General features: G+C 67.6%; 1 protein-coding gene. It reads right to left on the reverse strand.

The annotated features are described in order from the left end of the window. Positions 1-43: 43 nt before the first annotated feature. Positions 44-1,435 (reverse strand): trigger factor, encoded by a 1,392-nt coding sequence (tig, locus tag ITJ67_RS19460; RefSeq protein ID WP_228503431.1) that lies wholly within the window; start codon positions 1,433-1,435, stop codon positions 44-46. Positions 1,436-1,879 lie beyond the last annotated feature (444 nt).

The raw sequence follows: 1,879 nt of genomic DNA on the forward strand, positions 1-1,879 counted from the left end.
CGCCGGCGTTATGCCGGCGGCGCTTCGTGGAGTGGGCGGGAGGCTACTTGGCCTCGTCGTCCTTGGCTTCGTCGGCGGCGACCTCGTCGGACTCGACGGCGTCAGCCGATTCCTCGGCCTCCGCTGCGGCTGCCTTGTCCTTGGCGCGCTGCACGGCGACCGTGAACTCGGAGATGTCGACGGCTTCGCCGTTGGTGTCGACGACCTCGGCCTTGTCGAGGACGAAGAGGATCGCCTTCGAGCGTGCGACCTCGCCGATCATGCCGGGGAGCTGGTTGTTCTCCTGCAGCACGCCGATGAACTCCTGCGGAGCCATGCCGTACTGGGCTGCCGACTGGATGAGGAACTGCGTGAGCTCGTCCTGCTCGACCTCGACGCCCTCAGCCTTGATGACCTCGTCGAGGAGCACCTGCTGGCGGAACGACTTCTCGGCGTTTGCGCGAACCTCGACGCCGTGCTCGTCGTCGGGCTGGAGGCCCTCCTGCTCGAGGTGGCGCGTGACCTCGTCGTTGATGAGCGTCTCGGGGAGCGGGATCTCGACGAGCTCGAGGAGCTGCTCGACGATCTTCTCGCGGGCCGCGTCGACCTGCGCGAACGTCTTCTTGCTCTTGGCCTGCGTCTCGAGGTCTGCGCGGAGCTCCTCGATGGTGTCGAACTCGCTCGCGATCTGCGCGAACTCGTCGTCGATCTCGGGCAGCTCGCGGTCCTTCACGGACTGCACCGTGACGGTGATCTCCGCTTCCTTGCCCTCGTGCTCGCCGCCGAGCAGCGTGGAGCGGAAGGTGGTCTCTTCGCCTGCGGTGAGCGTGAGGAGCGCCTCGTCGGTGCCCTCGAGAAGCTGGCCGGAGCCGAGCTCGTAGGAGATTCCCTCAGCTTCGTCGACCTTGTCGCCGTCGACCATGGCGATGAGGTCGAGCGTCACGAAGTCGCCGTCCTCGATCGGGCGGTCTGCCGTGACGAGCGTGCCGAAGCGCTTGCGGAGCTCTTCGAGCTCTTCGTCGACGTCAGCCGCGTCGACGACTGCAGCCTCGACCTCGACCTTGATGCCGTCGTACGACGGGAGCTCGATGGACGGACGCGAGTCGACCTCGACCTCGACGACGAGGTCGCCGGAGAAGTCCGCGACGTTCGGCGTCTCGACGACGTCAGCCTTCGGGCGTCCGAGCGGCTGCACGTCCGACTCCGAGACGGCCTGGTTGAAGAAGACGTCGAGTCCGTCGGAGATCGCCTGGTCGAGGACCGCGGCGCGACCGACGCGCTGGTCGATGATCGGCGTCGGAACCTTGCCGCGGCGGAAGCCGGGGACCTGGATCTGCTCTGCGATGGTGCGGTAGGCCGAGTCGACGTATGGCTTGAGTTCAGCCGGTTCTACGTTGATCGTCAGCTTGACGCGGGTCGGGTTGATCTGTTCGACCGAGGTCTTCACGTGGGGCATCTCCTGAGATACGTGGGGTGACTGCGCGGATTCGCGCGTGGAGCGGGGTGCGACTGCACGCCGCGCACCACCCAGATGGGCGTATCGCCGCACTGATGCGGCTGCGGACAGCCTACGGCACCCACAAACGACAGCACTCTACCGGCAATCAGGATCGTCGTGGGCGGGGAGGCACAATGCGCGCCCTCGTCCGCGCGCGAGAAGTCAGCCAGAAGCAGGCTGACGGACGCGGGAACCTGCATCTCGCTCACTCTTCGCCTCCGGCGAGGGCGGGAGGGCGCGAGGGCGGGAGGGCGCGAGGGCGCGAGGGCGCGAGGGCGCGAGGGCGCGAGGTGCATCCGCTCCCCCGCCTCTCACCCACCTGCGGGCGAGAAGTCAGCCAGAAGCAGGCTGACGGACGCGGGAACCTGCATCTCGCTCACTCTTCGCCTCCGGCGAGGGCGG

It is taken from the genome of Pseudoclavibacter sp. VKM Ac-2867, from assembly GCF_015351275.1.
GTDB lineage: Bacteria > Actinomycetota > Actinomycetes > Actinomycetales > Microbacteriaceae > Pseudoclavibacter.